Annotated in this window: 15 protein-coding genes; 12 read left to right on the forward strand and 3 right to left on the reverse strand. The window is 41.1% G+C overall.

Annotated features, from left to right (window positions below; all coding sequences use genetic code 11):
- Positions 1-284 precede the first annotated feature (284 nt).
- From cytR to rraA, 6 genes are all read left to right on the forward strand, one after another.
- The gene (gene cytR, locus SC428_RS16675) at positions 285-1,313 is read left to right on the forward strand and encodes a DNA-binding transcriptional regulator CytR (protein WP_070927442.1); all 1,029 of its coding nucleotides are present in this window, start codon (positions 285-287) and stop codon (positions 1,311-1,313) included.
- Between the two features lie 74 nt (positions 1,314-1,387).
- Positions 1,388-2,209 carry a cell division protein FtsN gene (gene ftsN, locus SC428_RS16680; RefSeq protein WP_070927440.1) on the forward strand — a complete coding sequence of 274 codons (822 nt, stop codon included), beginning with the start codon at positions 1,388-1,390 and terminating at the stop codon, positions 2,207-2,209.
- Between the two features lie 527 nt (positions 2,210-2,736).
- The gene (gene hslV, locus SC428_RS16685; protein WP_070927437.1) at positions 2,737-3,267 is read left to right on the forward strand and encodes an ATP-dependent protease subunit HslV; all 531 of its coding nucleotides are present in this window, start codon (positions 2,737-2,739) and stop codon (positions 3,265-3,267) included.
- 11 nt (positions 3,268-3,278) lie between these two features.
- Positions 3,279-4,613: an HslU--HslV peptidase ATPase subunit gene (gene hslU / locus SC428_RS16690; protein WP_070927435.1), complete on the forward strand. Its 1,335-nt coding sequence runs from the start codon at positions 3,279-3,281 to the stop codon at positions 4,611-4,613.
- 373 nt (positions 4,614-4,986) lie between these two features.
- Complete coding sequence (locus SC428_RS16695) at positions 4,987-5,907, forward strand: 1,4-dihydroxy-2-naphthoate polyprenyltransferase (RefSeq protein ID WP_070927433.1); 921 nt, start codon at positions 4,987-4,989, stop codon at positions 5,905-5,907.
- Positions 5,908-5,995: 88 nt separating this feature from the next.
- Positions 5,996-6,520 carry a ribonuclease E activity regulator RraA gene (gene rraA / locus SC428_RS16700; RefSeq protein ID WP_140182914.1) on the forward strand — a complete coding sequence of 175 codons (525 nt, stop codon included), beginning with the start codon at positions 5,996-5,998 and terminating at the stop codon, positions 6,518-6,520.
- A 305-nt stretch (positions 6,521-6,825) separates the two neighbouring features.
- On the opposite strand, the gene zapB is transcribed toward rraA, so the two are convergent.
- The gene (gene zapB, locus SC428_RS16705) at positions 6,826-7,065 is read right to left on the reverse strand and encodes a cell division protein ZapB (protein WP_070927431.1); all 240 of its coding nucleotides are present in this window, start codon (positions 7,063-7,065) and stop codon (positions 6,826-6,828) included.
- Positions 7,066-7,369: 304 nt separating this feature from the next.
- Here zapB and SC428_RS16710 point away from each other — a divergent pair, with 304 nt between their 5' ends.
- The 3 genes from SC428_RS16710 to SC428_RS16720 all read left to right on the forward strand — a co-directional run bounded on the left by SC428_RS16710 (position 7,370) and on the right by SC428_RS16720 (position 15,066).
- Positions 7,370-8,215 carry an MIP/aquaporin family protein gene (locus tag SC428_RS16710; RefSeq protein WP_070927429.1) on the forward strand — a complete coding sequence of 282 codons (846 nt, stop codon included), beginning with the start codon at positions 7,370-7,372 and terminating at the stop codon, positions 8,213-8,215.
- A gap of 24 nt (positions 8,216-8,239) precedes the next feature.
- Positions 8,240-9,766 (forward strand): glycerol kinase GlpK, encoded by a 1,527-nt coding sequence (gene glpK, locus SC428_RS16715; RefSeq protein WP_140182912.1) that lies wholly within the window; start codon positions 8,240-8,242, stop codon positions 9,764-9,766.
- 200 nt (positions 9,767-9,966) lie between these two features.
- Positions 9,967-15,066: a hypothetical protein gene (locus SC428_RS16720; protein ID WP_318708958.1), complete on the forward strand. Its 5,100-nt coding sequence runs from the start codon at positions 9,967-9,969 to the stop codon at positions 15,064-15,066.
- Between the two features lie 61 nt (positions 15,067-15,127).
- Here SC428_RS16720 and emrD read toward each other — a convergent pair whose 3' ends face one another.
- A complete protein-coding gene (gene emrD, locus SC428_RS16725) occupies positions 15,128-16,312 on the reverse strand; it encodes a multidrug efflux MFS transporter EmrD (RefSeq protein WP_070927422.1) in 1,185 nt (394 codons plus the stop codon).
- 528 nt (positions 16,313-16,840) lie between these two features.
- On the opposite strand from emrD, the gene fpr reads away from it, so the two are divergent.
- Positions 16,841-17,587 (forward strand): ferredoxin--NADP(+) reductase, encoded by a 747-nt coding sequence (fpr, locus tag SC428_RS16730; protein ID WP_283126149.1) that lies wholly within the window; start codon positions 16,841-16,843, stop codon positions 17,585-17,587.
- 33 nt (positions 17,588-17,620) lie between these two features.
- On the opposite strand, the gene SC428_RS16735 is transcribed toward fpr, so the two are convergent.
- The gene (locus SC428_RS16735; RefSeq protein ID WP_318708961.1) at positions 17,621-18,043 is read right to left on the reverse strand and encodes a DUF805 domain-containing protein; all 423 of its coding nucleotides are present in this window, start codon (positions 18,041-18,043) and stop codon (positions 17,621-17,623) included.
- Positions 18,044-18,307: 264 nt separating this feature from the next.
- Between SC428_RS16735 and SC428_RS16740 the strand changes: the two genes are divergently transcribed.
- Positions 18,308-18,922 (forward strand): DUF1454 family protein, encoded by a 615-nt coding sequence (locus SC428_RS16740; RefSeq protein WP_140182908.1) that lies wholly within the window; start codon positions 18,308-18,310, stop codon positions 18,920-18,922.
- A 162-nt stretch (positions 18,923-19,084) separates the two neighbouring features.
- Complete coding sequence (tpiA, locus tag SC428_RS16745; RefSeq protein ID WP_070927414.1) at positions 19,085-19,855, forward strand: triose-phosphate isomerase; 771 nt, start codon at positions 19,085-19,087, stop codon at positions 19,853-19,855.
- Positions 19,856-20,452 lie beyond the last annotated feature (597 nt).

A 20,452-nucleotide genomic window follows, 5' to 3' on the forward strand; every position in this document is an offset into this window, starting at 1 on the left:
TTCTTTTTATGAGAGTAAAAATATCGTAACTAAATCAAATAGCGCAAACAACTCACCGCTATAGAGCCAAATATTTATCATTAAATAAGCTAAAAACGGTTGCCTTATGAATTATTTTCAATATTTGCGAAGCAGCTCTAAAAAATGACTCAAGTCACAGTTTTTATGTAAACTAGGTAACAGATATTATTATTAAACCAATTAGAATAACTCGTAACTTGATGCGATGACGTCTTTACGCCATGCAAAAAAAGCAAACGATTAACTAACGTAAGGAAGGCGTTGTGGAACAAAAACAACAAAATGGTACTGCAACCATGAAAGATGTTGCTAATGCAGCAGGCGTATCAACGGCAACCGTTTCCAGAACTTTAATGAACCCTGAAAAAGTTTCCTTGCAGACACGCCAGAAAGTGGAACAGGCGGTGATGGATGTTGGTTACTATCCACATAACCTTGCAAGAAGCTATAAACGCAATGAATCAAAAACCATTTTGGCGATCGTGCCTGATATCAGTGATCCTTTCTTTAGCGATGTGATCTGCGGTTTAGAAAAAGTCGCTGCTGAAGAAGGTTATTTTGTGCTGATAGGCGATTGCAAGCATCAACAAAAGCAAGAAAATGCGTTTATTAACCTTATTATTACTAAACAAATTGATGGAATGGTCTTATTAGGATCGAACCTCCCCTTTGATGTGTCAACGGAAGAACAAAAGAATCTCCCGCCTATCGTCATGGCTAATGAATTCTCTCCCGACCTTAAATTACCTACCGTCCATATTGATAATTTGACCTCTGCATTTAATGCAACACATTATTTACAAAAATTAGGTCATAAACGGATTGCTTGTATTGCCGGCCCTGAACATATGCCTCATAGCCAATATCGTTTAGAAGGGTATAAAAAAGCCATGCTACGCACAGGTGAAAGATTACGCGAACACTATATTGTGCGAGGCGATTTTAGTCATGAAAGTGGGGCTGAAGCCGCAAAGACATTACTTTCACTACCAGAGCCACCAACAGCGATTTTTTGCCACAGTGATATCATGGCAATCGGTGCCATGTGGCAAGCCAAAAAATTAGGATTAATACTACCAGATGATCTTTCTATCGTTGGGTTTGATAATCTTGAACAAGCAAAATATACCTTGCCACCGCTAACAACCATTAACCATCCACGTGATGAAATAGGCCGCCATGCCATGTTATTGCTGCTTGAACAGCTGCAAGGCAATAGTGTAACCCCTGGTTCACGCCTCTTAGATTCTGATTTAATCATTCGAGAAAGCACTAAAGCGCCTAAAAGCTAGGCAAACTCGTTCAGGTTAAGTAACATATAAAGTGAGATAATAACTGACATACAATAACCTAGTGAAGTAACAGCGTGGCACAAAAAGATTATGTAGCTCGCGGGCGCTCATCTGCCCGCCGTAAAACCAGTAAAGGCAAAGCAAAAAAAGCACAAGGTCTTCCTCTAACGACACTCGTTGTTGCGGTTGGGATTGTTGTTCTATTTGTCGGCGGCCTTTTTTATATCACTCACAACAAACAAGAATCACCTCAAAGTACAGGGACGCATACGCCATCAGCTCCGGTAAATACCTTGCCTCCTAAACCAGAAGAGCGTTGGCGTTATATTAAAGAGCTTGAACGTCGCGGCGTAGATCTCCCTGAGATCCAGCAGCAAAATAAGTCAGGTAGCAATATTATGCGCCAATCTGACCTGACACCAGAACAACGTCAGCTATTAGAGCAAATTGACTCCGATAGACGCGGCCCTGTCACCAACTTACAAGAAGTTCCGTATAACGGACAACCTGTACCACGGTCACAGGTGATCATTAATGAGCCAACGCAACCCGTTAATCCACCGGTGCAGCGTAAACCTGTCACGCCTTCAGAGCCGAAACCTGAGCCAAAACCAGCTCAGCCTGCGCAATCAGCGCCAGCCACGCAAACTGAAAGTAAACCTGCGAATAATCTGCAAAATATGTTGGTACAGTGTGGTTCTTTCCGTACAGCGGAGCAGGCAGAATCTGTTCGTGCAACACTCGCATTTTCTGGTATTGAAAGCCGAGTCACTGTTGGTGGCGGTTGGCACCGCATCATACTTGGTCCATATTCTAAGTCTACCGCTGAAAAAATGCGTGATCGAGCAAGTGGTGTTGGTGTATCAGGATGTATTCTTCGTGCCTCTGGGGGTTGAAAAATATAATCCCCTCCCCCATGTACTGTTTTAACGTACTATCAAGAGTGGCTGTAACAGTATTTTGCATGTTCAAGCTACCAATTTATGAAAGTTGGTAGTTTGAAAATTTATACTCTAAATAATTCGAGGTGCAGCTAGGCGACAAGTGAACGAGTCGCTAGAAGCATAATCAGTATGTGACTGGCGCGAGAGAACGTAGTCAACAACGCTGCAACTTGAAGTATAACGAGTCAATACTCTAAATAATTCGAGGTGCAGCTAGGCGACAAGTGAACAAGTCGTTAGAAGCATAATCAGTATGTGACTGGCGCAAGAGAACGTAGTCAACAACGCTGCAACTTGAAGTATAACGAGTCAATACTCTAAATAATTCGAGGTGCAGCTAGGCGACAAGTGAACGAGTCGCTAGGAGCATACATCAGTATGTGACTGGCGCGAGAGAACGTAGTCAACAACGCTGCAACTTGAAGTATAACGAGTATTTAAGCCGCATATTTTTTCGTCATATAACCAGGGGCTAACTCATGACAACAATCGTAAGTGTTCGCCGTAATGGCCAAGTCGTAATCGGTGGAGATGGGCAGGCGACGATGGGTAATACCGTCATGAAAGGCAATGTCCGCAAAGTTCGTCGTTTATATAACGACAAAGTTATTGCAGGATTTGCTGGTGGCACTGCCGACGCATTTACACTTTTTGAGCTATTCGAACGTAAGCTTGAATTGCACCAAGGCCATTTAACTAAAGCAGCTGTTGAATTAGCAAAAGATTGGCGTACTGACCGCATGTTGCGCAAACTAGAAGCACTGCTTGCTGTCGCTGATGAACATACTTCTCTCATTATTACGGGGAATGGTGATGTTGTTCAGCCAGAAAATGATTTAATTGCTATAGGTTCAGGTGGCCCATATGCGCAATCCGCAGCACGCGCCTTACTTGAAAATACAGATTTAAGCGCACGTGAAATCGCGGAAAAAGCGCTCTCGATCGCCGGTGATATCTGTATCTATACCAACCACAATGTAAACTTTGAAGAAATTTCTTCAAAATCATAAGGATTGCCAGTATGTCCGAAATGACTCCACGCGAAATAGTTAGCGAACTCGATAACCACATCATTGGCCAAAATAATGCGAAACGCTCTGTTGCTATTGCATTACGTAATCGCTGGCGCCGTATGCAGCTGAATGAAACGCTGCGCCATGAAGTGACACCGAAAAATATTTTAATGATTGGACCAACTGGTGTAGGTAAAACAGAAATCGCTCGCCGTCTGGCAAAACTCGCCAACGCACCATTTATTAAAGTTGAAGCGACAAAATTTACTGAAGTCGGTTATGTCGGTAAAGAAGTTGACTCTATCATTCGTGATTTAGCTGATTCAGCAATTAAAATGGTACGCCAGCAATCGATTGAAAAAAATCGCTACCGTGCTGAAGAACTGGCCGAAGAACGTATTCTTGACGTATTAATCCCACCAGCAAAAAATAACTGGGGTCAATCTGAGCCTGTTGATGAGCAATCCCCTGCGCGTCAATCATTCCGTAAGAAATTACGTGAAGGCCAGCTAGATGACAAAGAGATTGAAATTGAAGTTGCAGCGGCACCAATGGGTGTTGAAATCATGGCTCCTCCTGGCATGGAAGAAATGACCAATCAATTACAATCCATGTTCCAGAATCTTGCGGGGCAAAAACAAAAAGCACGCAAGATGAAAATCAAAGAAGCATTTAAGCTATTGATTGAAGAAGAAGCCGCTAAGCTAGTTAACCCGGAAGAGTTAAAAGAGCAAGCGATTGAAGCGGTTGAACAACACGGTATCGTATTTATCGATGAATTCGATAAAATCTGTAAACGTGGTGGGCAATCTTCTGGCCCAGATGTATCCCGTGAAGGTGTTCAGCGTGATTTATTACCATTGATCGAAGGTTGTACTGTTTCCACTAAGCATGGCATGGTAAGAACAGATCATATTCTCTTTATCGCATCAGGTGCCTTCCAAGTTTCTAGTCCATCGGATTTGATCCCTGAATTACAAGGTCGTTTGCCGATCCGTGTTGAACTACAAGCACTGACCACTGAAGATTTTGTACGTATTTTGACTGAACCCAATGCCTCTTTGACTGAGCAATACAAAGCATTGATGGCAACCGAAGGTGTGACTATTGAGTTCACAGAAGATGGTATTCGCCGTATTGCTGAGGCTGCATGGCAAGTCAATGAATCAACAGAGAACATCGGTGCACGTCGTCTACACACGGTGCTAGAGCGTTTAATGGAAGAAATATCCTATGATGCCAGCGAACGTAGCGGCCAAACCATCCAAATCAATGCAGAATATGTTAAACAGCATTTAGATGAGCTGGTGGCTGACGAAGATCTGAGTAGATTTATTTTATAATCTTATTAATTATCAGGTTTTCATGTATCCTTAATATCATGCTCTGAATAATTCGAGGTTCAGCGAGGCGACAAATAAATGAAGTCAATAACGCTGCAACCTGAAATATAACGAGTATACGTCTAATCAAGTACAGCCATTGAACCATGGCTGTACTTTAGAAACTGACAGTTATTTAGCCCATCGCAACTTTATTGATGCGGGGGCTTTTAATCTTATTGAACATAATAGACTCTAAATAATTCGAAGTTCAGCTAGGCGACAAACGAACGAGTCACTAGGAGCATAGAAAACTATGTGGCTAGTACGAGTGAGCGTAGTCAACAACGCTGCAACTTGAAGTATGACGAGTATAAACCTGTGAAATTATTGAATGAGCTCATCTACTTCTATTAGCCGCAAGCAGGCTTGGCTAGAAAGTTTACGTCCTAAGACTCTGCCTTTAGGGGTTATTGCGATTATCACTGGCTCCGCGCTCACCTATTTAACGGGCAATTTTAAGTGGCCTGTCGCGCTATTAGCCCTAATTACCGCAGGTTTGCTGCAAATATTGTCCAATCTTGCCAATGATTACGGTGATGCAGTTAAAGGCTCCGATACAGCAGAACGTATTGGTCCCCTACGTGGGATGCAAAAAGGAGTCATCACTCAGGCTGATATGAAAAAAGCGCTGAAAATTAATATTATTGCAGCTTGCATTTCAGGCATTCTATTAATTATCGTTGCGTGTGAAAAACCTGAAGATGCGATTGGCTTTTTGGTGTTGGGATTGGTGGCCATCGTTGCGGCTATCACTTACACCGTCGGTAAAAAACCTTATGGTTACCTTGGGTTAGGCGATATTTCTGTCCTGATATTCTTCGGTTGGCTCAGCGTCATCGGAACTTATTACTTACAAGCGAATACCTTTAATATTATCACTGTACTACCTGCTACAGCGTGCGGGCTGCTTTCAGTTGCAGTTTTGAATATTAACAATATGCGCGATATCGAAAATGATGTTAAAGCGGGTAAAAATACATTAGCGGTACGTTTAGGGCCTCAAGGCTCTCGAATCTATCACGCAATCATCATTATTATCGCCATTCTATGCTTAACGTTCTTTAACTTGCTCTATATGCATGGCTGGGCGTGTTGGCTATTCCTTCTCGCCGTCCCTATGTTAATGAACCATGTTCGCCGTGTCTTGAGCGATCCAACCCCAGAGGGAATGCGCCCCATGCTAGAAAATATGGTAAAAGCGGCACTATTCACTAACATTCTCTTTTCCATTGGCGTAGTATTGAGCAATTAGTTGTTTATTTTTAAGAGGTGAATTTTGCCAATCACCTCTTAAAAGGGATATACTTTACTTCTCTTGCAGCAAAAAAAGACCATACACTATGAAATATGATACTTCCGAACTCTGTGATATCTACCAAGAAAGCGTTAACGTGGTAGAACCCCTTTTCTCCAATTTTGGTGGACGTACTTCATTTGGCGGTCAAATCATTACAGTCAAGTGCTTTGAAGATAACGGGCTACTGTATGATTTGCTGGAAGAAGACGGCCATGGTCGCATTCTTCTCGTTGATGGCGGTGGTTCCGTACGCAAAGCACTGATTGATGCTGAATTGGCGCGCTTAGCCATGGATAACCACTGGGAAGGCATCGTAGTATATGGTGCGGTACGTCAGGTCGATGCATTGATGGAACTTGATTTAGGGATCCAAGCCATCGCAGCGATGCCAGCAGGTTGCCCAGATGAAGGCATTGGCGAAAGCGATATTCGTGTCAATTTTGGTGGGGTCACTTTTTTCTCTGGCGATTATCTATACGCTGATAATACTGGTATTATTTTGTCAGAAGAGCCGCTTTCCACACAAGATAGCAGTGGTTTTGAAGTTATTGACGAAGAAGATCTCTAACGCTCAATAAACTGATTCGAATTAAAAAAAGAAGGGCTGATTTTGTTATCAGCCCTTCTTTTTATAGAGCCATTTGCAACATTCATAGACTAAGCCCCAGAAAAATTTCCATTGCTATTAATATGTCATCTACAAATACCAAAATCAGCTTAACATCATCAAATACATTACATACCTAAATACCCTAAACAGTTCGTGTTGCAGCTAGGCGACGATTGAAGGCTTTCCGATGAGCACACATAAGTATGCGATTCGAGTAACCGAGAAAAGCCAACAACGCTGCGGCACGAAATATGAAAGATATTTTAGACTTCTTCCATCTTGCCAAGCAACCCACGTAAACGCTCTTGCCACGTTTGCTGCTCTTGTTTCAGCTGTTCATTTTCGCGCACCAGTGATTCAGTGCCTGATTTTGCATTATCTAACTCTTGAGCCAACGCGTTATTTTTATCTTTCAGTTCGTCGATTTCCATTTGTAACAATGTGATGGTATCAATCGCTTGTTGAACTTTTGATTCTAGTTTCTCAAATACTTCAAATGACATTCTTTTGATCTCCCTTGTAAGCTTTACTTACGATTGTAAGTAGCATGATCCTCTGTGTCTAGTAGCTTGACTCCGATTCCCAAGATACCGTATTTTAAAACACTGGTCTGATCACATAGCAAAGGTCGATTGCATCACTATTTTTGGTCGTTTTCTTTCGTTTTGGTGATGTAACACACATATTTCAATTTCGATATTTCTCGTTTGCGCTCATTAACGATAAATTTACACTATAGGTTTTCACTTTGAAAATCTTACTCTGAAAAACATTACAATAATTTTAATTTTCGTAGGATAGAAAGATATGAGCCAAACGACCACAACTACACTCAGCGGTCAGTGCATATCCGAATTTTTAGGTACTGCACTTATCGTCTTTTTCGGTTTAGGCTGCGTAGCAGCTGTCCGTATCGCAGGAGCACAGCTCGGCCTCTGGGAAATTAGTATCATCTGGGGCTTTGGTGTTGCCCTTGCCGTCTACCTCACCGCAGGGATTTCAGGCGCTCACCTAAACCCTGCTGTCACTATTGCACTATGGCTATTCGCAAGTTTCGAAAGACATAAAGTTACCCCTTACATTGTTGCACAAATGTTAGGAGGCTTCTTCGCTGCTGCTTTAGTTTACTTTATGTATTCACCTGTCTTTGTTGATTATGACCAAGTGCATCACATTATCCGAGGTACACAAGAAAGCTTGTTTACTGCGGGGGTGTTCTCAACTTATCCAGCTCCACAGCTGACTGAACTACATGCCTTCTTTATTGAAGTTGTGATTGCAGCCATCCTGCTATGTCTGATTCTAGCATTAACCGATGATGGTAACGGTATCCCTAGAGGGCCTTTAGCACCGCTACTGATCGGTATTTTAATTGCAGTCATTGGCGGTTCATTCGGCCCGTTGACAGGCTTCGCACTAAACCCTGCCCGTGACTTTGGACCAAAAGTCGTGGCATATTTGGCTGGCTGGGGTGATATCGCATTAACTGGCGGCCGTGAAATTCCTTATTTCTTAGTACCACTCATTGCACCTATTGTAGGTGGATTAATTGGTGCATTTGCATATCGCACACTGATCTCTCGTCATTTACCAAGCTTCGTCCATACGAAAAAAGATGAAAAATCAGTAAAAACATCTAGTAAAAACGCTTAATCATTACCGGAACAGGTTTAAATTATGACAACAGAAACCAATATCGAGAAAAAATATATTGTCGCTCTTGATCAGGGAACAACCAGTTCGCGGGCCGTTGTACTTGACCATGACGCCAATATTATTAGTATCTCCCAGCGTGAATTTACCCAAGTCTACCCTAAGCCAGGTTGGGTAGAACACGACCCAATGGAAATTTGGGCATCACAAAGCTCAACATTGGTGGAAGTGCTAGCTAAAGCAGATATTCGTACAGATGAAGTTGCAGGCATTGGTATCACTAACCAACGTGAAACCACGATTGTTTGGGAAAAAGCAACCGGTAAACCGGTTTATAATGCCATTGTTTGGCAATGTCGCCGTACTGCTGACTTCTGTACTCATCTGAAACAGAACGATAAAGAATTAGAGGAATATATCCGTCAAAATACGGGTCTCGTTGTCGACCCATATTTTTCAGGAACCAAAGTTAAATGGATTTTAGATCACGTAGAAGGTGCTCGTGAACGCGCAGAAAAAGGTGAGCTACTGTTTGGAACTGTGGACACATGGCTAGTATGGAAAATGACCCAAGGCCGTGTTCACGTCACAGATTATACCAATGCTTCACGTACTATGCTGTTTAACATTCGTAATCTGGAATGGGATGACAAGATCCTTAAAGCATTAAATATTCCACGTATCATGTTGCCAGAAGTTCGTCCATCGTCTGAAGTTTACGGGCAAACCAATATTGGTGGTAAGGGCGGTACACGTATTCCTATTTCAGGCATTGCCGGTGACCAGCAAGCTGCACTCTATGGTCAATTGTGTGTTAAACAAGGTATGGCAAAAAATACCTATGGTACAGGCTGTTTCTTATTAATGAATACCGGTGAAACCGCGGTTCGTTCAAACCATGGCTTGTTAACCACCATTGCTTGTGGCCCTAAAGGCGAAGTGAATTATGCTCTAGAAGGGGCGGTCTTTGTTGGGGGAGCATCAATTCAATGGCTACGTGATGAGCTGAAACTGATCGACGAATCTACTGACTCTGAATATTTTGCGACTAAAGTAAAAGATAGCAACGGCGTATATGTCGTTCCTGCTTTCACAGGCTTAGGTGCTCCTTATTGGGATCCGTATGCACGTGGCGCTATTTTTGGTTTAACACGTGGTGCTAACCGTAATCACATCATTCGTGCAACACTGGAATCCATCGCTTACCAAACACGTGATGTGCTAGATGCTATGCAAGCAGATGCAGAAACACGTTTAGCAGCATTACGCGTTGACGGCGGTGCTGTTGCCAACAACTTCCTGATGCAATTCCAAGCTGATATTCTAGGAACATCAGTGGAGCGTCCAGAGGTACGTGAGAGTACCGCGCTAGGTGCGGCCTACCTCGCCGGTTTAGCGGTTGGCTTCTGGAATAGCCTTGATGAGTTGCAATCTAAAGCAACGATTGAGCGTGTATTCAAACCAGGTATTGAAACCACAGAACGCAACTACAAATATGAGGGATGGAAAAAAGCGGTGGCTCGAGCACAAGAGTGGGAAGATCGTGCTTAAAATATAACTCATTCATTTTTCAATTTAAAAGCAACGTTAAGACGTTGCTTTTTTTTATTTTTCATCTCAAAAATATAATTATCAATTAAATAACTTAGTCACTATTGTAGTAATAATAAATTAGACGCCAATACTCAATACGTTAAAATAATTAATTATTTTACTAATTTTATTATTTAATCAAGAAATGGATTTATGTTATGGATAACCGGAAGTACCCACCTTCGTCTAAGCAAATAAAAAACATGCATTGCGGCCTACTAGCTCAAGTTTATGATATGAAGGCACCTGATCAGGTAATGCCCCTCATTAAACAAGCAGTTTTAATTTCCGAGCTAAAAGAAAACACAACCTCATTGATGCCAAGAACAACTAAAACCAAATGGGTCTATGAAGGTGTCATCACGGTCCCACAAGATGGTCAATATCTGTTTATGGTTGACCAACACAATAGCAATTTATCGATTGAAATTAATCATCAAAAAATTGAATTGAGCCAGCAACAAAACGCTGACGGTATCACTTTTGAGCATCTTCAAGCAGGTCAACAGTACCCCATTACCTTTACAACAATAACGGATGGAACGGTGCCACGATTTCGTTTTTATTGGGATGCGGGCAATGGCTTTGAAGTGGTTCCTAATGAAGTAATACAGATGACAACCTCCAACAAATCAATACCACAGCCCGAGGTTAAATCTGAGGTACAGCCCAACTTGCAGAATATTGCTATACAGCAAATCGTCACTGATGAGGTCATGCAACATAATCTACAATTAGGCTATTACAAAGATCGGGGGCGTATCGCAGTATTACGCGATAATTCCATCTTGTTCAATGCATTAACGAAGCAAAGCCCCACAGAATCACTAGAAGGAAAATCCGCTTTTCAATTAATCAGTTGGCTGGCTGATAAATCACGGTCATCTGGTGAAAATCAAAAAACCTATGTACTCAGTGCGATCGATGAACACTCTTTTTCAGGTTTTCAAATTCATACTAAACATAATCTGTTCATTGACAGTTTTGATTCACCACACAAATGGCAACAAGGGGATACACGAGCCGCTGCTCAACTTGCGGATGCCCTATTACCAAGCGGTCAGTGGTATCGCCATTATGATATTACCCTACTGCCATCTGATGCCAATGATCAGCAAGTTTCATTAGTTCGCCATTGGATGGAATTAACTGGCGGCAGTGTGATGATTCAGCACAACGATAATAATTTACCAAGTGCTGCCATACAGCAGCTTATTAGCGAAATTCAATCTTCACCAAACCAACAGCAAACAACAGTGCCTATGGCCACTCGTAATAAAGATGGTTTACACCTCACGGTAAATCATTTAGATCCATATACAAACGAAGCGACTTTTATTTTTGAAAATATTATTCCTGCGCATCTACTACAAAATCAACAAACACCATTAGCGCCACGTAAAGCCCCCACTCAGTGGGTTTACAATGGAACAATCTCGGCTTCACGAGATGGAAAAGCTGTACTGATGCTAGAAAAAAGAGGCATGAAGTTTACTATATCCTATACCGTTAATGGTCAAACCATCACGGTTGATGAAAATCAGTCCTTGGGCTGCCTGAGCTTCAACAACCTTCAAGCAGGTAAAATTTACCCTATACAGATCACTGCGACGAATAATGGTGAAGTACCTCAATTTCGCTTAATTTGGGATATTAATAATAATACAGAGCTCGTACCCAACCAGTCTCTTCATCATGGATTAACTGATTTTCAGCTAGAACAGAGTGATATACCTGATATTACAACCCCTTCTTTTATAGATCACAGTTATCAGCAAGTTATCACATTACCTTCTACCTCAATTAATTCTTTGCATTTAACTGAAGAGATGGTGTCTCAAGCTGAATATTTTTCCTTATCGTTAAAAACAAAAGAAAGTGAGCAATCCATCGTTTTGGAAGATATTCTTCTTTCACCCCACACTTCATGGCAATCACTAATACATGAAATAGAAAAAAGTATTAATCAACATCTAGAGACTAAATTCAACGTAAAGTTTACCGTCAAATTTCAAGATAATAATATTATTATTCAAGGTGATGGCTTCGATATAACTCAATTTCAGCTCAAAAAAAATCAGTTAATAAATTACATATCGATTAAATCAGAGTATGCCTCTACCGCTCACTTCAAATCACGAAAAGAGCATGACAATACAGTACATACGATGAATTTACACCCAAATGACTTAAATGAACTGACACACTTATCATTAGTATTAACGGAAGGTACAGGAGAACCTGTTCAACTTATTAAAAAAAAATTTCGCTCACCGTATGTACGCGTAAAATCACCAAAGCAATTTGTTGAAAACTTGCAAAACTATCTACAATCACAAACACCAACCAGATCATTAGTTGTTCACTATGATCAAAATAAAAAACAATTACAGATTACTGATCCGCTGAATCGTACACTTCAAGACCTGAATTTCGGGCTTCAACATCAAACACTGCCATTTGTTATTGCACAAAATGAAGGCAAAAATTCGAATGTTCTTACTGTTGGCGCGATCACCGATAAATTACCAACACATGAAAGTATTATTGAATATCGCCTACTCGAAGCACCTAAATTCGGGACAGTGACGCTTGATCATCAAACTGGTGAGTGGCATTACCAAGCAAATGGCAATAAAACGTTCACTGGCTCGGATCAATTTGATGTTGTTGCCATCATGCGAAATGGACAAAAATCGGCACCTATGTCTATTCAGATCCAATCTGATAGCGCACCAGTCATAAATTATCCAGGTAAGCGGATCTTTACTCTTTCCGACCCTATTTACGATGAGCCAGCAAAGCGCCATTACAGCGTACCAGATGACATGCAAGTTAAAGCAATTCAACTTGCCCAAACTCATTTGCAAGAACCTGACGCACCTTATTTTTTATTAACAGCTAACCGATGGGCATTATTAAAAGTGGATATTACCAGCCAATCATCAGCGGATGCTCCTGATATTACAGCCATCATCACTGACAAACTAGGTAATGAAATTGCTCGAATACGCTTAATCGGCCCTGAAAAACTACCTCAGCAGCTGCCTTCAATACCCAACATTCCCTCAGTAGCTAGCTCGGAGCTGCATAACCATAGCTATACCGCCCCACTAAAAGGTAAATGGGTACAATCTGACATGCAAATTCAGTTGATGGCAGGTGATACCCCGATAATCATGCCTTACACTGATAATAACGGTTTCTTTACGCCTAAAGTCAGTGAAAGCAACGAAATGACATCACGTATTACCAATCATAGCCTTTACCGTACAGGCCATGGCGTATATGCCTATTCACCGCTAAGTTGGGGAATGGAGGCAGCAGCAAAATTACCCACAACAGCATTCACTTTGTACAACTATCCAACTATTTCTCAATCATTACCGCTTGACCCAGCAGTTGTTCATCGTTCAGCTTTATTTATGCCAACCTATGATAGACGAAATGGGCTTTATGACGATAATAGCGAACAAATTTCTTGGGGGTTCCATCGTGGAATACACACCCTTAATGTTAATGGTCTTGATAGCGATTTTAATTATTATGCTCTAACACCAAATAGTGTAATTAACTTGCTAGGTCGTGCTTGGAAAAATCAAGGTGGCGGTGTAGCTCGCCCAGATGTTATGTGGCATGAGCTATATGGTCATGGATTTGGCTTAGAACATACGACTGATCCTAACGCAAAATATCCATTTGGAGCCAAAACAAATGGTCTTCATATTGGCTACGATCAACAAACACAATCCTATATTACCTACAGATATACCCATCCAGGAAACAAAATAGACAAAGAAGTCATTCCCGCCTTATATCCCTATCTAAATAACTCAGGTCATGATCCTTTTAATGCTTTTACACCGCATTCAGATTACTTTACTCAACGAGCCCAACAATTCTTACGCGAAAAATTACGTTGGCAACCAAATACCATCGCGGGTCAAGATAATGAAGATAATGGATTCGCTGGTGAAGGCTATTACCAACGTTGGTCAGAGAAAACTAACCAATGGATTACTTTAAATGAAGATAATTTTTCACAATTTTATCCAAAAGATACCTATCACAACCTAGCTCATCAACGCGATGTACCTATTTATTGGATACAAGCACTGATAGTGAAATCACCAAATAACTACACCCATCCATACAGTTCAATGAAACCATTACGCACCATTGGCAATTTACCAGCCGAATACCATAACCTAAAAACGGGGGCGGGGAGACCGTATAACTATCATATACCCTATGCACTCACTGTCACCTACGCCACAAAACAAGGCTTACTTACTGAGAGTTTACAAGCTATCTCTTTTTTAGAAATTATAAATTTAAATATCCCTGACAAAGGGGATTTAGTTAAAATTGAAATCGCTAAAATTGACGAAAACAGACAGCTGGGTCAACCAATCTATACCTACAAGAATCCAGATTCCTTAGCTAACAGGCTATTCAGTGAATGGAATACGGAAACACATCTTGAGCAACTCACTCTTGATAATTATTGGCATGGTGGAGAACTGTTTTGGTCCGCAACAGATCCTGATCTAATCGATGTTCAAACCGGAAAAATAAATCGCTCCTCACTCACTAAAGACAGCGCAATCTGTGCCACGTGGATTGAAAATGGGCTGCACCACCAGCAATATTTTTCACTCACCGATCCATGGGGAGAGGTCACTCACACCCTAACTAAACAGCCATTTTTGCCGATTAATCACTCCTCTGAATTACAAACACGCCACAACATGGTATCTACAATATATAATATCGAGTCTGCTGTACCGCTACTTGCAGATGTACATATTAATCAACTCATTGATATTTCAGCTCTACCCACAGAGAATTACCGTTATTGGGTAACCCTACTCGTGGAAGATGAATATGGTGTACAGCAAGAACAGACGCCACTGGAAGCGTGGCAGATAACCCGAAAAAAGGGACAATTATCCATTGTTGGTACTATTGATAGCACACCAGAACTAAAAATTAATGGAATAAAAATTCATATTGATAAACATTTACAAGATGGAGTAAAACCATTAACGATTACGCTGACGCAAAATTATACCTCGGCGATCAAAGAAAATACGGCATATCTCGATTATAATCGTCCTATAGTATTTAATAATACAGGATTATCACCTGACTTAATTGCAGCGATGCCGCAAAATGAAGCCTCAATGATAGAGAAGAAAAGCACACCTCAGCAAATGGCTAGCAACATCATCATGGCTCAACCAACAACGATGTAAAACCATCGGAAATGACTCAAAAACGCGGACTAAATTCTATTTTTCCGCGTTCTTTTTAAAATTATACCGTGTGTTCTGTTCTATCCATACGGTGGGCGATTGGCAGCCAACATAGCAGGACTAACAGTGACATCAAGAACATCAATAACCCTAAACTAAACTGGCCATTTTGTGGTAACAATGCGGAAACCCATGTTGCCACCCCCGAGCCAACATTTTGCATACCACCGACTAATGCCCCCGCAGCACCTGCTAAATAAGGGAAAGGTTCCATTGCCCCTGTTGTCGCTAAAGGAAACAACATACCCGCACCAAAGAAAAAGACCGATGCAGGAACGAGCAAAGTCCAAATATTCATAACGCCAAACCATCCAGGGATCCACATCATCAAACCTGCAATCAAGCAGCAGATCACGGATTGCCACATCAAGGTATAAAAGCTTTTCCCATCGCGCCCTGCAAACCATGCGCCAAAAAAGGCGGCTGGGATAGGGATAATAAATAAAATACTGACGGTAATACTATTAAGGCCTAACACTCCCCCCATCAATACGCCGCTACTTGATTCAAAAACCGCAATACCGGCTAGTGCACCAATCAACATCACCAAATAAGAAACAAAAGAGCCACTGGATAATAATTGGCGGAATGACGCGAGCATTTTGTGTTTTTCAGGTGAAACAGGCCGAGTTTCAGGTAACCAGCGATACATACTTAAAAGGACAAAAGCACCTAAGACAAACAAAAAGATATAACATGCATGCCAGCCCCAAAAATGGGCTAATAAGCCGCCGAACATCGGTGCCAATAGCGGGCTAACAAGTACCCCCATATTTAAAAGGCTGTTCGCATAGCGAAGTGATGTCCCTTTATAGAGGTCACGAGGCATAGTACGCACCATTACCCCTGCAACACCAGTCCCTAAGCCCTGTAAACCACTTGCTAATACAAGAACATCCAATGTTGGTGCAAAAATTGCCAACGTCGTCGATAGCAAAAAAATCACCATACCTGCGAGGATCACCGGACGGCGACCAATCTGATCAGACAGAGGTCCATAAACCAGTTGAGAAAAACCGTAAGTAAACAGATATGCCGCCATGACTCGTTGCACCGAACCAGATGGCTCACTAAAGTAAACCGCCATATCAGCAATAACAGGGACATACACTGTTTGCGTCATCTGACCAACTGCCGCTAAGGCAATCAGTAGGATCAATAAATTGAAGTTTTCTATTTTTCTCATTTTATTCTCAAACAAATTTGCCAACCTGAATACACACCAAGCCCGCCTATTTAATAGCAATGGCATGACGATTTAATTTCAGGGCATTATCACAAATAGTTATTGCTTGTTTTTTCTCGATAAAACTACAAAACGCACATGTTCTGTGAGAGCGTGACTAAGATAACAAAATTAAATATTTTTTCGAGGTAGGACAGCATTTTAATTAATGAGCCAACGTCAGCGATATTCGCCAGATATGGCAACAAAACTGTACATTAACTTCAGTTAACATCTATTTTAATAGCATAATTAACTGCGCTTCAAATGATCCCATGCACGATAAAATGACTATTCAGTGAGATTATAAGATTTGCAAAAGTATCTGATGCGTTGAACCAATGAATGCGGCTACACAGCTCAATAGAAGCACTGAGAATCAAAGCATGACCGGTCAGAGACACATTATCGATAAACGTAAATCTCAAACTCACTTAGTATGAACCCCTGATGTACAACAAGGCTAGAAAAGTTCAGAGGTGAAAATTTATGGCAAATTGGGTGACTGGAACCGTTATAGAAGCAAAATTTTGGACAGATTCTTTGTTCAGCCTCATCATCAATGCCCCCATTAAACCTTTTATCGCCGGACAATTTGCGAAACTTGCTTTAGAAATTGAAGGTGAACGTGTACAACGCGCTTACTCTTATGTTAATGCGCCGAGTGATAATCGCCTTGAGTTTTATTTTGTCGTTGTTCCCAACGGTAAACTTAGCCCTAAACTCGCTCAACTGCGCCGTGGAGATACTCTACAAGTAACCGATGAAGCATCTGGTTTTTTTGTACTCGATGAAATTCCTGACTGCAAACATCTGTGGATGTTATCAACAGGTACCGCCATCGGGCCATTCCTATCTATCCTACAAGAAGGTAAAGGGCTTGAACGCTTTGAGAAGATCGTGTTATTGCATGCTGTTCGTTATCAAAAGGATCTGAGTTATTTGCCACTAATGGAGCAATTAGCTAAGCGCTACCCAGAAAAATTACGTTTAATCACCGTGGTTAGCCGTGAGCAATGTGCCGATTCTTTGCATGGTCGAGTACCTGCATTAATAGAAAATCAAGCATTGGAACACGCCGCAGGCATTTCATTAGATGCTGGAAATAGTCATATCATGCTATGTGGCAACCCTGAAATGGTCAGAGATACCCGCGATCTACTGATAAAAACACGCTCCATGAGCAAACATCTGCGTCGCAAGCCTGGCCACATCAGCAGTGAGCAGTATTGGTAATACGCGCTTTTGATCCCCATCGTTGAATGGGGGTCAAGAAAGGCGATCTACCGCTTGCGTTTTCTCACCATATTTATTTTCAGAATCCATCCCTACAAACACACCGCAATCTAATAACATAATCATTGCAATTAATAGCGGTAGAAAACGACCAATTCCCCATTGCCAGAACGGTGCCATATGGCTGACGTCCATGGAGAATAAAGCAAATGCAAGGATCACTAATGCAAACCATCCACCAGGCTTTCCTCTATCATGCAGTCGTTTAGTAAATATTGCCGCTAAAGGATATAACAATAAAATAAATAATATGGCCACAACACTTTCAGGTAATGAAAATGCATTCTGAAATAGCACTATCACGGTCATCAAAATAAAACATGAGACGATACCAGCCCAAAATGGCCGGCGACCGATTCGGCCTTTGAAGGAAAAAGCCCATTGTTGTAATGTCATTACATCCGTTCCTGATATACTTGTGATACTTAAAGGTACAGCGTATTTGCTTTCGGTACTTATTATATTTCCAGATGTAAGGTGGTTGATGCTCCTCAGCTAGTCGAACCACATAGTTGATTTGGGCTCTCTGACTATCTTAGTTTATCGCCTACTTACATCCCGAATTATTGAGAGTATCTATTTATTGCTAACGACCGATTAATTTGTCGCTAACTGCACCTCAAAGTATTTTGAAAACCATAGAATGAGTGGCAAAAACCAATGAAACAACACGCACTCCATCCAATTTACGTCATCATAACCGTTTTTGTGCTCGGTTTGCCACAAATGGTATTCGCACAAAAAGTACCGACGCTACCTGATACCAATTTTGAAGTGGCGTATCTCGCGCCTGATGCTCCTTCATTTGACTTGACTATCCCACAGTTACGAAATCAGTTTAATCAAGCAAATCCGACCTTACCACTTCATGAATACAAGGTGCTCGCAAGCCAAGATATTTCTGCACCTTATATTCGCGCAGCCTCCTCGATTAATCCCTATATCTACTCCTCAGCAGTACTTGAACGGGGAAGTGAGAAAATTAAAAGTTTACAACTCACCTTACTCCCCGCAGATGATGCTAAACGTGCACAGGCTAATAGGGCATTAATTGAGCAGTATATTATTGCCTTGATCCAACAGTTCGATCCGCAAGTTTCTCCTGATAAAGCCCCTGAGCTCACAGAAGCACTGAATAAATTTATGGCAGATAAAAACCCAACACGTGCAGAAGAAGCTCGCTTAGGTGCTCTTCGCTATGTTTTAGTAAAAAGTGATAATAATGTGCTTACTTTTGCTGTTGAACCGATTAAGCTAGAAGCAGAGACACCTTAAGCTGATGTAGATCACAGCAATTATCATCGACGTGATAAAAAGCAAAGCTATAGTTAGGCATTATCTCTATAATATCTAACAAATGCTGATTTTCTCGCTGCATCAAGATGATGCAACGAGCCACTTATTGATAAATCAAACTCTCTGGTTGGAGGAATTAACATGCGACATCCATTGGTTATGGGTAACTGGAAACTTAACGGCAGTACCCATATGGTTAATGACCTGATTGCAGGCCTGCGTAATGAACTGAGCAGCGTTGATGGCTGTGATGTTGCCATCGCACCACCAGCAATCTACCTAAGCCAAGCAAAACATGCTATTGCGGGCAGCCGAATTGCTTTAGGCGCACAAAATGTTGATGTAAACCTTTCTGGTGCATTTACAGGCGAAACATCTGCTGAAATGCTCAAAGATATTGGTGCAAAATACATCATCATTGGTCACTCAGAGCGTCGTACCTATCACCATGAGAGTGATGAATTTATTGCGAAAAAATTTGCCGTATTAAAAGAGCAAGGGCTGATCCCAGTACTTTGTATCGGTGAAACTGAAGCAGAAAATGAAGCAGGTAAAACGGAAGAAGTTTGTGCACGCCAAATTGATGCTGTTCTCAATACATTAGGCGCACAAGCATTCGAAGGCGCAGTGATTGCTTATGAACCAATTTGGGCTATTGGTACTGGTAAGTCAGCAACACCAGCACAGGCACAAGCAATCCATAAATTCATTCGTGATCACATCGCGAAGAAAGATGCCGCAATCGCGGAGCAAGTCATTATTCAATACGGCGGTTCTGTTAATGCAAGTAATGCAGCTGAACTGTTTACTCAGCCAGATATTGATGGTGCCCTTGTTGGTGGCGCATCACTAAAAGCAGATGCATTTGCAGTGATTGTTAAAGCAGCAGCAGAAGCCAAAAAAGCAAAATAATTATTTTGCTAAGTGATACTTTGAATAATTCTAAGTGTCGTTAGACAACATCTACGACAACTTAAAATATAATAAGTATGTGACCGTCAATATTTATTGGCGGTTATCTTATTTATATCGAATAATAAAAACAGACACAGATTACTAATAAATAATTGTCTCCTCTGAATCTAAATTTTAATTTACTTAATCTACTCACAAAATTAAAAATACCTTAACTCAAATTATTCCTTCAATCTTTAATTTATCCCTCATAGAAAACAAATTGAAATCATTGTGATATAAACTTCCCTATCTTATTAATTACAATCATTATTCTCAATCTACCACCCGTGACGAATGCTAGACAGCGCATATTTCTTAATATTATATTTACACGGTTCGTGATTAATCGCCTATCTATTTATTATGAATAAATAGATTATTTCTTTCACTATACACTAAATAGTTCGAGGTGCAGTTAGACGACAAGTCAATTAATCACCAATTACATATACATCATCTAATTAGTGATAATACACTGAGTCAATCATACTGTGGCTTGAAGTATCACAGGTATATATTAATAAACAATAACCACCATCAGTTTTAATTATA

The organism is Providencia sp. 2023EL-00965 (genome assembly GCF_033550225.1).
GTDB lineage: Bacteria > Pseudomonadota > Gammaproteobacteria > Enterobacterales > Enterobacteriaceae > Providencia > Providencia manganoxydans.